Origin of the sequence: Flavobacterium tagetis (assembly GCF_016735615.1) — a bacterium.
Lineage (GTDB): Bacteria > Bacteroidota > Bacteroidia > Flavobacteriales > Flavobacteriaceae > Flavobacterium > Flavobacterium tagetis.
The window spans coordinates 783,186-796,481 of sequence record NZ_JAERSF010000002.1 but is presented as its reverse complement, the minus strand read 5'-3'; the positions used below and the strand labels follow the sequence as shown (position 1 = coordinate 796,481).

Below are 13,296 nucleotides of genomic sequence, written 5' to 3'. Positions count from 1 at the left end.
TTTATTTTTGTTCAAATGCAGAAAAAATAAAAGTTTTAGAAAATCAAAAATCAGACTACAAATTCATGCAGTCTGATTCTCTCCTTGTCCATTATTCTTAAAAAAGAATTAAAAAAACCAACTTCCAAATGGTTTCGACGTTTTATATTTTTAACTGAAAATCAATATCTTACAGCGAAAATATAAAATTATTTTTGAATAATGATAAAATCTGAACGTCTATTTAACAGATGCTCTTCTTCGGTACATTTTACACCATTTTTACATTTATTAATTAATCGTGTTTCTCCGTAGCCAATGGCACTTTCAATTCTAGAAGCATCGATGCCTTGCGAAAGGATATAATCTCGTGTTGATTTTGCTCTATTGTCTGAAAGTTTCAGGTTATATGCATCTTTTCCGCGTGAATCTGTGTGAGATTCAATTTTGATTCTGATGTTTGGAAATTTCTGCATAATGAAGACAACTTTTGTTAGTTCTTCTACTGCTTTTGGCGTAATATCATATTTGTCGTAGTCAAAATAAATCGGATTTACATCTACTTTTTCTACTCCTTGTTTTTTAACCACCAAATCGTCGTAATTGCTTAGTTCAAAATTTACATCCTTTATTTCGCCTCCATTTTGATCTGTTGTTTCTACAGTTTTGTCATCACTGCTATAATTTGGTTTTGCGGCAATCATTTTGATTACTTTGTTACAAGGAACTTCGATAGCATATTTTCCATCAAAATTTGTTTTGGTTTCTCCTAAAACTTCGCTAAAAGAGTTGTACGCCATTATTGTAACATCTGTTAAAGGCTTTTTGGTTTTATGATCAATAGCCATTCCAGAAATACTTTGGTTACAAACTGGTTTTCCTTTTGCAAAAGAATAAATGTCATCATCTCCTTTTCCTCCTGCTCTGTTAGAAGAAAAATAGCCATAAGCATCTGTTTTGTCAATTATAAAAGAAAAGTCGTCTTTGTTGCTGTTAATAGGTGCTCCAAGATTTTTTGGCACTGAAAAAGTTCCATCTGTCTGAAGCTTACTTTCGTAAACATCCAAATCTCCCCAGCCATAATGTCCATCAGAAGAGAAATATAAAACTCCGTTTTGAAAGAAAGGAAACACTTCATTACCAATGGTATTAATATTTGGTCCGAGATTCTGAGGCGAACTCATTGTACCATCTGCTGCAATTTTTACCATGTAAAGATCAGTTTCCCCTTGCCCGCCAGGCATGTCTGAAGCGAAGAACAATAATCGTCCGTCCTCACTTAATGAAGGATGTCCAACTGAGTAATCGTCGCTGTCAAAGAATACTTTCTCTGGGTTTTCTAATTTATTATTGACAATAGATCCTTTCACAATCTGGAAATTATTGACTCTAGCCTCATCGACTACCAATTTGTTTTTCTTTACAATATTGGTTGAATAATAAATCGTTTTTCCCTGACTGTCAAAACTTGCCGTAGCTTCGTGATATTTGGTCATTACATTCGGAAGAAAAACTGTTTCGTTAAATAAACTTCCATCTGCGGGATTTCTTTCTGCGATATACAGATTAAGAAAAGGCTGATTGTTCCAAGTATACAATTTCTCACTGAACTTTGTGGTATCACGAGCCGATGTAAACACGACATTGTCTTTAAAAAATGTAGCTCCAAAATCTGATTTGCTAGTATTTATATCTAGATTTTTAATGGTATAAAGAGGTTTTGCCTTTGCTACGCTATCCATGTATTTCTTTTGGGCAACATATCGGTTAATCTCTGCTTTATCACCTTTTTTATCTAAATATTCTTTTGTGATTTTATCTGCTTCATCATAATCCATAACTGCTTTCATGGATTGGATGTAACGCAAATAGTAAATATCAGTCAAATTATTTCCTTGCACTTCATACAACTTTCTGTACCACTTTAGTGCATTTCTAGAATCAGAAATAAAATAATAGGAATCTGCTGCATTCTTCAAAGTCTGCGCTGATGGATCTTTTATGTTTTGCAAACATTCTTCGTAAGCTTTGGAAGCATCCGAATAAGAAAAGCTTCTAAACAAAGCATCAGCTTTCTTTAAGTTAGTTTTTTGAGCGAAACTAAACGTAACGCTCAAAATTAAACATAGGATATATAGTTTTCTCATAAGTTTTGTTTTTAGAAGAATCGAGGAGATTTAATTTTACTTTGTTTTTGCACAAATTGATAACGCAAGATGAATTCGTGAGAACCATCGTTGTATTTGTTCAATTGGCTTACAGTGTAATCAAAAGCATATCCAAGAAAGAAACTTGGTGAAATTTGAAAACCTGCCAGTATGCTTATCGAATCATCTGTTCGATACGCTCCTCCTATAACAAACTTTTCCTGAATCATGAAATTTGCTGATATATCTGCGGTAAGTGGAGCTCCGCTTACTGCTTTTACTAAAAACGCTGGTTTAAATTTCAAATTTGGATTCAAATCAAAAACATAACCTCCCATTAAATAGTAATGCAAACGATCATAATCAATAGATTCGCGAACATCGTCATAGTAATCATTCTGAATAAAACTCGGGATAGAAAATCCTACATACCACTTTTCTGTATAATAGTAAATCCCTGCTCCTACTGCTAGTTTCATCTGATTGTTAATGTTCTGATTTAACAAAACATCGTCATCATCATAATATCTTCCTTTAGACCAATCGACGTTTAACATTCTTGTACCAGCTTTAATACCAAAAGCCAATCTTTTTTCATAACCAAGTGGCAATGAATAAGAAAAATTTCCATCAAGATATAGTTCATTTGAAGGTCCGATTTTATCATTTACAACGCTTAAACCTACTCCAAGCTTTTCATTTCTAAGTGGAGAATGAACGGAGAAAGATTGGGTTTCTGGAGCACCTGGCATTCCTACCCATTGAGAACGATATAAAAGTGCTGCCTCTATGGTTCCGGTAGATCCAGCATACGCTGGATTTACCGCCATAGTGTTATACATATACTGCGTATACTCGGGATCTTGCTGTGCCGAAGCGCAAACCGTAATAAAAGAACATATTAAAATGAAATATGTTTCTAATGATTTTATATATAGTTTCATAACGATACTTATTTAGTTTAATTAATTAGATGATTAATAGAAGTGGGTTATCTCATGATAGACAACCAGCCTTTTTTAACCGTTCCATCTCCAATGGTTATCACATAAAAATAAGTACCTGTTGGCAGCATATCTCCTCTATTAATTACACCGGATACATTTGCTGTTCCGTTCCAATCATTTTCATAATGTGCTTTACTATACACTAACGCTCCGTATCTGTTAAATACTTTCAGCTCGTTGTTTGGATAAGACTCAATACAATCTATTCTGAACAAATCGTTTTTACCATCATTATTTGGAGTAAACTCATTGTAAACAGTTAAACAAATTGGTTCTAATGTAACTGAAGCTGAATTGTTTGAAGCATCAACATCTAAAGGAGTTGAAGTTTCTACAGTTGCTACACTTGTATAATTACCGTTTGGCAATACTTCTGCAACAATTGTTAATACTACACTCTGACCTGCATTTAGCGTTGGTATTGTCCAAAGCTGTGTTGCTGGATCATATGTTCCTGATGTTGCAGATGAACTCACTAATTGTAAACCACTTGGAAGTAAATCGCTAACAAGTGTGTTAATGAAATCGCCTTCTCCGACATTATTTACTGTTATAGTAAATGTTACCTGATCACCAAAATTTGGAGTTGGATTATCAACTGTATGAGTAATGGTTAAATCTGAACAGCTTGCAACAGTAACATTTAATGTCTTAATTGTTCTTTCGTCACAATTGTTAACATAAGCTACTGTTACGGTTCCTGGCCCAATATCTGACCAAGAAACGGTTACAGATCCATCGTTCGTACCTCCGCCTGAAACAATTGTGCCTCCGTTAATAGTCCATACATAATTAGATTTTCCATTTGCTATTGAATAAGTTACCCCTTTGAATACACATGGAGTATCATCTGTAGTAGCAAGTTGAACTGCAGCATCATTTTCGAATGCAATTGTAACACCTAATCTTGGTCCATTATCACAACCATTAAATGTGTTAGCTAAAGATCCTGCATAGTAAGTAGTTGCTGTAAGCGGAGTTGTATTTGCTAATGGAGTTCCACCAGTTGCAGACGCATACCAAACTACGTTTGTTTCGTTTACCAAAATATTAGCTAATGTTGGCAAAGCAGATAAACAGAATGTCTGCGTTGTTCTTGGCGTTGTAATTACACTTGGTGAATTTACATTTACCGTAACAGCCAATCTTGCTGGATTCTCGCATCCTATAGCACTTGAAACCGCACCATAATAAGTACCTGTTGTAAGAGCTGTTGTTGGTGGAATTGCTGTCCCTCCCGTAGCTATACCATACCAAACAACATTTGCTTCGTTTACTTGAATATTAGCCACTGTTGGCGAATTTAAAGCACAGAAGTTTTGAGTTGTGTTTGCTGTAGTTGGAGTTGGACTCGGATCGACTACTGTTACTGTTACCTGAAGACGAGTTGAACTTTCGCAACCTGCTGGATCAACAATATTTCCGAAATATACTCCAGATGTAAGCACTGTTCCTGCAGGAATCGCTGTTCCTCCTGTTGCTGCTGTAAACCATGTTACATTGCTTTCATTTACTTGAATATTCGCAATAGTTGGTGCATTTGCAGAACAGAAAGTCTGTGCTGTATTATTTGTTGTTGGATTTATTGTGTTTCCAACTGTAACTGCTACTTGTAATCTTACACTGCTTTCGCATCCTGTTGCTGGATCTTTAATTGCTCCAAAATAAGTTTGAGTATTTAGCGCAGCTGTAGAAGCTAAAGCTGTCCCTCCTGTTTGAGCTGTATACCAAACTACATTGCTTTCATTCACTTGAATATTAGCAACTGTCGGATTTGTACCTGTACAGAAAGTCTGTGCAGCAGCATTTGTTGTTGGTGTTGCTGGATCAGTTACATTCACATCAACCGGTAATCTTGTAGTACTTTCACAACCTGTTGCTGGATCTGAAATTGCTGCGAAATACTGGCCTGTTATTAAAGCTGTCGTTGACGCAATCATTGTTCCGCCTGTTAGAGCTGTATACCAAACGATGTTTGTCTGATTGAACTGAACACTTGCAAAAGTAGGCCCATTTACTACACAGAAGTTTTGCTGTCCAGGTGTTACTAAAGTCGGTGTTCCTGGATCGTTTACATTTACTGTTATTGATGATCTCACTGAACTCTCACAGCCTGCCATATCTTTAATTGCTCCATAATAAACTGTTCCGTTTACCAATGCTGTCGTTGGATCTAATGAAGTTCCTCCCGTAGAAGAAAGATACCACACCACACCCGCCTCATTTGCCTGAAGATTAGCAACAGTCGGCGCATTTACAAGACAGAAATTCTGAGTACTATTTGTAGATGTTGGTGTTCCTGGATCGGCAACATTTACTGTTATTGCTGATCGAACTGAACTCTCACAGCCTGCCACATCTTTAATTGCTCCATAATAAACTGTTCCGTTTACCAATACTGTTGTCGGATCTAATGAAGTTCCTCCTGTAGAAGAAAGATACCACACCACACCTGCTTCATTTGCCTGAAGGTCAGCGACCGTAGGTACATTTACCTGACAGAAATTCTGAGGGTTATTTGTAGATGTTGGAGTCGCTGGATCAGTAACATTTACTGTTATTATTGATCTAACAGAGCTTTCGCAGCCTGCAGCATCTTTTATAGCTCCATAATAAACTGTTCCATCAACCAATGCTGTCGTTGGGTCTAACGAAGTTCCTCCTGTAGAAGAAAGATACCATACAACGCCTGCTTCATTTGCCTGAAGATTAGCAACTGTCGGCCCATTTACAAGACAGAAATCCTGAGTACTATTTGTAGATGTCGGAGTTGCTGGATCAGTAACATTTGCTGTTATTATTGATCTAACTGAGCTTTCACAGCCTGCAACATCTTTTATAGCTCCATAATAGATTGTTCCGTTAACCAATGCTGTCGTCGGATCTAATGCAGTTCCTCCTGCAGCAGAAAGATACCAGATAACGCCTGTCTCATTTGCCTGAAGGTCAGCAACAGTCGGTGCGTTTACCAAACAGAAATTCTGAGGATTATTTGTAGATGTAGGAGTTCCAGGATCAGTAACATTTGCTGTTATTGATGATCGAACTGAACTCTCGCAGCCTTGTAAATCTTTTATAGCTCCATAATAGATTGTTCCGTTAACCAATGCTGTCGTTGGATCTAATGAAGTTCCTCCTGCAGAAGAAAGATACCATACAACGCCTGCTTCATTTGCCTGAAGATCAGCAACAGTCGGTGCGTTTACCAAACAGAAATTCTGAGGATTATTTGTAGATGTAGGAGTTCCAGGATCAGTAACATTTGCTGTTATTGATGATCGAACTGAACTCTCACAGCCTGCAACATCTTTTATAGATCCATAGTATATTGTTCCGTTAACCAACGCTGTTGTCGGATCTAACGAAGTTCCTCCTGCAGAAGAAAGATACCAGACAACGCCTGTCTCATTTGCCTGAAGGTCAGCAACAGTTGGTGCGTTTACCAGACAGAAATTTTGAGGATTGTTGATAGATGTTGGAGTCGCTGGATCAGTAACATTTGCTGTTATTGATGATCGAACTGAACTCTCGCAGCCTGCAACATCTTTTATAGCTCCATAATAGATTGTTCCGTTAACCAACGCTGTTGTCGGATCTAATGCAGTTCCTCCCGCAGCAGAAAGATACCAGATAACGCCTGTCTCATTTGCCTGAAGGTCAGCAACAGTCGGTGCGTTTACCAAACAGAAATTCTGAGGATTATTTGTAGATGTAGGAGTCGCTGGATCATTTACATTTACTGTTACTTCCAATCTTACTGAACTTTCACAGCCTGTAAGTGCATCTGTAGCTGCTCCGTAATAAATTCTGCTTACTAAAGGAGTCGTTGAGGCAATTACATTTCCGCCTATCGCTGCATCATACCAAATAACATTGCTCTCGTTTACTTGAATATTTGCAACTGTAGATGCAGAAGATAAACAGAAATTCTGAGTATCGTTTGTAGTTGTTGGCGTATTTGGATCGCTAACTATAATTACTGCATCTTGTAATGTTCCTGCTAAATTTTCGCACGTATTAGTGCTTGAAACTGCTACATAATAGGTTATCGGACTTACTGCTTTTGTTAAACCTGTAGCAGTTAAAATACCAGCTGCATCTATTGCATAAGTAACTCCCGCTATTACAGCTCCATTTGTAATTGGCTGTGTTTTATTAGCATCTAAGTACCAAGTGAATACTGGACTAGTTAATGTTGGTGCTGACGGAGTTAAAGATGCTGGAACACCATTACAAACTGTTACATCATCAACTGTAATATCATTTACTGTCGAAGGAGGTAAAATTGTGAATGTAATTTGTTTTCTGTCTGCTGCTGCAGTTTCACACAATTCATCAGAACTTACTCCAACAAAATAAGTATAAGTTCCCGGAGCCAATCCGTTTACTATCAATTGTGCAGTTGTTTCTCCCGGAATTAACTGACTTGTTGTTCCATCAAAACGATACCAATGATAAACAGGATTTGTTAAAACTGGCGTTCCGCTTAAACCTGTTGCTAAAGTTACCGTTCCAGAAGCAGAACAAATTGATGTTGTTGTTCCTCCGTTTAAAGTAATATCTGTTAAAGCATTTACTGGAGCAGAAGCTTTTACTTCAACAGTAACTTCTCCTCTTGCATAATTTTCACAACCATAACGTACTGGCTGTACATAATATCTGTAAATACCTGCAGTTAAATTATCTGGCACTGTAAAAGTAGGTCCGCTTGCAACTAAGTTTCCACCTGTTTCTGCATCGTACCATCGATATGTAGAACAAGCTACTTCAGGTATTTGAAGTTCAATCTCGGTTCCTGGACAGACCGTAATTTTATTCTGCGGATCTGCACCAATAACTGTGGTATTAGCTGTTCTTTCTACAGTATGAACTCTTAAGAAATCTAACACTCCAGCAACACCTCCTAAACGGATTCTAACTCTATCATAAATTTCTGTTGGAGAAGACACCAATACCATTGCCAATGTATTTCCTGGCAATAATTTTATGCTTAATAAAGTACTTGTGTTTTCAATTGGAGCACCAACTGCCACATTTCCTAAATAACGTTGAACTGAAAATCCTGTAAGCAGATTCACGCTTAAAAGAGTTCCTGGTTTTGAAACCACAATTCTTAAGGTATCGCTAATAACAGATGGTGTTTTAAATTGTACTGTTAGATCTGCAGCCGCTAAAACTCCTGCCCCACTATACATTGTTGCAAAAGTAGCGACATCCTTATCAGCAACGTTCCAAACATCACTTACTCCTATCAGAGCAGTTGCCGCTCCGATTCCTAAATCTGTTGCGCCATAAAAAATATCTTGAATATCTCCTGATGTACAAGTAACTGAAGTAACCGGTTTTTTATAATAAGCCTCAAATACTTTTGTATTTTGAGCTACACTTAAAACTGAAGAAGATACAATACGAATACCATCATAATCTTGTGGACCTGATGCATCTGAAGGAACAAAAGTAAACTCATAAGTATTATCTCCTGAAAGTAAATTTAATAATGACCCTGATACTGGCTGTCCTGTACCAATAAGATTACCATTTTTTGTACCCACTACTGATAAATTCTGAGCAACAGCCAATAAATTATATTCAGAACCTAATTTAACTGTAACAGGAGTACCTTTAGCTATATTAGAAGGCCAAGTTAAATTTTGCCACGTTGTTCCAACACCTAAAAGCCCTACAGTTGTGCTAATTGTTGAGAATGTTTGAGGGTTTCCATCGACTGCATTTACACCATTTAAAACATCACCAGTAATTATAGAACCTTTAGTTTGTCCTGTAGCATAAACTCGATCTGTTAAGTCTTGACAGCTTGTAAGGTCTATCACATTTATTATTTTAGTTGTGGTGGTAGTACAAGTCCCAATAGTTGCTACAGCAGTATAAGTGTAAACTCCTGGAACATTCAACGGGCCAGTTGTAAACGGAGGACCTGCAATTGCAACTCCTTGTGGATTAAACCATGTGATGGTTCCAGTAGAAGTCGCATTTAATGCAACGTCAGTTCCAACATTTACAGATTCTTGCGGATTAGTCACTACTAAAGTTGGCACTTCATTAATTGTTACCGTTACAGGCAGCTTAGCTGACGGACAAGTGCTAGTAGCACTCTGTGCTTCAATAGAATAAATACCACTTACTGTCACATTTGCAGCAGCTTCGACTGTCATTACATTATTTGAAGGATCATAAAATGTATAAGTAACAGTTGAATCAAAGTTAGTAATTGCATTAGCCAAATTAGCACTACCACAAGCTTGCAATGGAGTAGCGATAACAGTTAATGATGTTGTTGAAGGGAAATTAACTGTTACTTGTTTTAAATCTCCATTTACATTCTCACAAGTACCTCCGTTAACTGCAGAAATATATAAATTGTAAGGAGAATTCAAAGCAGTCAAACCAGTTAATGAAAGATCACCAGTAATAGGATCTTTTACAAATGTTATATTTCCATCTACACTTCCATCTACAATTTCTGTTCCTTTATTTTGATCTTTATAATATTTAAATGTAGCTCCAGCAATTGTTGTCGTAGGAGCTATTACTGCCGCTCCTGCACAAGTTGCTTCAATAGGGTTTGCAACATTAATGTTTGCACCTGTTGGAATTGGCAATACTGTAACAGTAACTGCTTGGCGTAAACTGTTTACACAAGTTCCTCCACGTGTAGCTTCTAAATAGTATGTCGTTGTTGTTGTTAATGGAGCTGTTGGAGCTACACTTACAATATTGCCTCCTGTAGAAGCGTCATACCAAACAAAAGTTTCTCCTCCTGTTGACGAAGCTGACAACGAAGCTGTCTGTCCTTCACAGATTGGCGTTGCTGCTCCTGTGATGGTAGCATTTGCAAATCTGTAAGAAGCATCATATATATCTAAAGAAGAAAGTGCAGTTAATAGTCCTGTTAAGCGAACTTGAACACTTGTGAATGCTCCACCCGCAACAAGACTTGCTCTAAAACGATTACCTCCTAAAAGTTGTATATTTAATAATGAGCTAATGTTAGTCTGATCACCATTTGGAGCTCCTCCGTTAAAACTTTGTAAACTAATATTAGAAAGCGCACTAATATCAAGTAATCCTGCAGGAATACCTAATTCCACATCAATAATATCACCTGCTTGTCCTGAAGAAGTAAAAGTCAATGTCTGTTGAATATAATCGACTACACCTAAAGGTACTGAAAGCGTAGTCGCTGTAGTATTGTCGTTATCAACAGAATTTCCGTCATTTGCTGAACCACATGATAAACAGCCTGTTAAACCGCCTTTTGTCACAACTTGAGAATTGGCTCTAAGACAGTTGCTAATTGCATTGATTACAGTAACATTTATAACTCCTCTAACTGGGTTTGCGCAATCTGTTAACACATTCGAAGCTTCAACATAATAAGTTTTGTTAGCAGTTAAAGCTGGACTTGGAGTAAAGGTAGTTGTATCAAAAGCTATAGAAGCGCCTCCTGTTGCAACATCATACCAATTGTATCGAACGCCTGCAACTGGATTTTGAACCTCCAATGTAACTGTTTGTCCTGACTGGATAAGAACATCTGAAGAGGCAAAAGTTGGCGTTGCTGGTAAAGGATTCACTGTCAATGGCACAGCAGTACGTGTTGCAGTCGAACAACTACCAATAACTGCTTCAACATGATATGTAACATCTGCAGTCAAAGCTGGTGTTGTAAACGAATTACCTGTAAATACTAAATTGCCACCTGTTGCAGCATCATACCAATTGTAAGTAGTACCAGCAACTGGAGCTTGAACTGTTAAGGTTGTAGACTGTCCGTTACAAATTGTTGTTGGTGAAGCATTAACTGTAGGAAGCACCGGATTTTCTATTGAAACCTGAACCGAAGATCTTTCGCTATTCACACAACCATTTCTTGTAACCTCAACATAATAAATTGTTGGTGCGGTTAAAGCTGGCGTTGTGTAAGATGCTATCGAAGCCAATGAAGTGCCACCTGTAGGAACATTATACCAATTAACTGTTTCTCCTACTGCAAGTGCAGCAGTTAAAGTAGTGGTCGTTCCGCTGCAAATAGTAGTATCTCCAGAAACAACTGGAGCTTTATAAATATAGGTGGCCTGATAAATGTCTAAATTAGTCAAAAGACCTGCAATACCTCCTAAACGAACCTCTACACGGTCAAAATTGGCACCTGCTGTAACGCTCGCTCTATATCTAGTACCACTTAATAACTGCAAAGTAATAAGAGGATTATTAATTGCAACTCTATCATTATTATAAGTCGCCCCATTGTAGGTTGCCAAACTAATTACGCTTAATAATTGAACGTCTGCTAAACCTCCTGGCAATTCTAAGTCAACATCAACACGATCTCCTGCTTTTCCAGGATTAGTAAATTGTAATGTTTGCTGCATAGATCCTACTACATTAGCAGGAATAGTAAGCCTTGCTGCAGTTGCAGGATTTCCGTCTACAGAGAAATTCGGATTTGTAGCATTACACAATAAACATATTCCTACTTGGCTAGTTACCTGACTGCTAGCTTCAAGACATCCTCCTAAAGCTGATGGCTGAACCGTTACAGTAACTGGCACTCTAGTTGCACTAACACAATTCCCATTTGGGCTCTGTGCTTCAACATAATAAGTTTTAGTCGCTGTTAAAATTGGCGTAGTAAAAGTGGCTGTATTTGTCGCAACCGCTGTTCCGCCTGTCGCCGATTCATACCAGTTTAATTGTACACCCGATTCAGAAGTTGTAGCGTTTAACGTTGCATTCTGACCAGATTGTATTGTTACGCTTTGAGTAAGAACAGTAGGCGTTGAAGGCACAGCTGTCGAAACAACATTAACCTGAGTACGAGAACTAACACAAGTGCCTATAGCAGCTTCCACAAAGAATTGAGTCGTTCCTAAAGGCACTGTTGGAGAGTAAGTAGTTCCACTAGCTAAAGCAGGACCGCCTGTTGACGAAGAGTACCAATTGTAAGTTGTTCCAGGAACAGCATTTACAACCGATAAAGTTGTTTGCTGAGTCGCTCCTGTCGAACAAACTGTTGTTCCAACATTACTAATTGCTGGAATGGCTGGATTAGAAACATTTAAAACAACAGGTACGCGAACATTTCCTTCACATCCTGCTGCTCTAGTTATTCCTATATAATATGTAGTATTTGATGCTAAAGCAGGAGTTGTATAAGTATTTCCTACTGCCAAAGCTGTTGTTGAAAATTCAGAACTGTACCAAGCTAGCGTAGTGCCTGCAGCTGGTGTTGCCGTAAGAGTAGTTGGAACTCCCGCGCAAACTGTCTGCGATAAACCGCCAGATACTGTTGGTTGCGCAAATTCTAACCTAACATCATAAACTCTTAAGCTTACTAAAAGACTTAAAAGACCACCCCCAACCTGAATCTGAATTTGGTTGGTATCTCCCGTGATTGGGAATTTTGCAACAGCAACAGTATTACCGCTCAGCAAATTCAAATTCAAAAGCGGACTATTTAAAGCCACACTTGAACCGACATTGGTTCCAGAATTTTTAGCTTGAACTGTTGCATTTGCTAACAAGCTTAAATCAAGCAATCCGTTGCCTGTGCCAAAGTATATTGCAACTTGATCACCGGCTCGGGCCGTCTGGTTTAAGGTCATTGTTTCTTCTGCAAAACATCCAAGTACTGCAACACCATTCGTTAAGGTTGCATAAGTGGATAAGCCAGCGCTATCGTAAGCATTGGCAGGACTATTAACATCTACTCCTAAACACAAAAGTCCTCCTCCAGCACTATTTGTCTGAGACACAGGTCTACAAACAGTCTGAGAGAATGCATTAGTGCATATAAAGAATAAAGTTAAAAGTCCTAATAATCTCTTTTGAAAGAGATTACAAAAAGTAAATTTTTTTTTCATAATTTGGAAGATTAGAAAATGGACAATAAAACACCTCTTGCAGTAAGTGCACGCACCTACGCAATTAAACAATCAATTAAAAATCAAACAGTTAAAACAAAATCTAGCAACTTATAAAAAAGCTGTTAAACTGTGTTTTGCTAAAAAAAATTATGCTGAATTCAGTATATCGAAATATACCGGAGAACAAATTCGATCTCTCTGAGATAAAATAAGTTCCGCTTTTTTTGAGGAAAAATGATTGTAGTCAGTTTTCCTAGAGGAGTGATTTGTTGTAGG

At 37.7% G+C, this 13,296-nt stretch carries 3 protein-coding genes; all 3 read right to left on the bottom strand.

All coding sequences use genetic code 11. The features are described from left to right. Positions 1–188: 188 nt before the first annotated feature. From JI750_RS10940 to JI750_RS10930, 3 genes are read right to left on the bottom strand one after another with little or no spacing between them, the layout of a single operon-like run. On the bottom strand, positions 189–2,126 hold the full coding sequence (locus JI750_RS10940; RefSeq protein WP_202001447.1) for an OmpA family protein: 1,938 nt from the start codon (positions 2,124–2,126) through the stop codon (positions 189–191). A gap of 11 nt (positions 2,127–2,137) precedes the next feature. Continuing rightward, the gene (locus tag JI750_RS10935; RefSeq protein ID WP_202001445.1) at positions 2,138–3,070 is read right to left on the bottom strand and encodes a PorP/SprF family type IX secretion system membrane protein; all 933 of its coding nucleotides are present in this window, start codon (positions 3,068–3,070) and stop codon (positions 2,138–2,140) included. A gap of 47 nt (positions 3,071–3,117) precedes the next feature. Continuing rightward, positions 3,118–13,017, bottom strand: coding sequence for an Ig-like domain-containing protein (locus tag JI750_RS10930; RefSeq protein ID WP_202001443.1), 9,900 nt, complete (start codon positions 13,015–13,017; stop codon positions 3,118–3,120). Positions 13,018–13,296: the final 279 nt, after the last annotated feature.

Excerpts from the sequence above, each read along its gene's own strand:
- JI750_RS10930 (WP_202001443.1), bottom strand. The coding sequence starts at position 13,017 with ATGAAAAAAAAATTTACTTTTTGTAATCTCTTTCAAAAGAGATTATTA.
- JI750_RS10935 (WP_202001445.1), bottom strand. The coding sequence starts at position 3,070 with ATGAAACTATATATAAAATCATTAGAAACATATTTCATTTTAATATGT.
- JI750_RS10940 (WP_202001447.1), bottom strand. The coding sequence starts at position 2,126 with ATGAGAAAACTATATATCCTATGTTTAATTTTGAGCGTTACGTTTAGT.